The following is a 408-nucleotide window of genomic DNA, read 5'->3' on the forward strand; positions in this document are numbered from 1 at the left end:
GCCCGGCGGGGGGGAGCTGCCGCTGCTCGACCCCGCGGAAGCCCCGCGACTCGCCGCTGCCCTGCGCCGCCTGCTGCTGGCGCGCCGCGCCGCGCCCGGAGCCTCCACCTGGGCGGGGGCCTCCACCTGGGCGGGCGCCCCGGCCGGGAAGGGCGAGGCCCGGGCGGAGCCGCGCTTCGTGCTCAACCTGCCCGCCTTCCTCGACGAGGCGGGCGGCTTCGACATTCCCGGCTATCAGGCGGCCGTGGCCACCGGCCTGCAGGCGCTGGAGGTGCTGACGGGCGGCCGCGCGCTGCGCCTTCGCCTCGGTTTCGCCGACCTCGCCGGTCTGCTGGCGGCGCTGGGCCTGGACTACGACTCGGCCGCGGCGCGGGATGTCGCCGCCGCCCTGGCCGCGCTGACCCGCGG

General features: G+C 80.1%; 1 pseudogene. It reads left to right on the forward strand.

The window, feature by feature from the left end:
• Positions 1-408, forward strand: a pseudogene (locus ACVMLK_RS21345) (hypothetical protein); the annotation flags it as partial.

It is taken from the genome of Teichococcus aerofrigidensis (assembly GCF_054073225.1).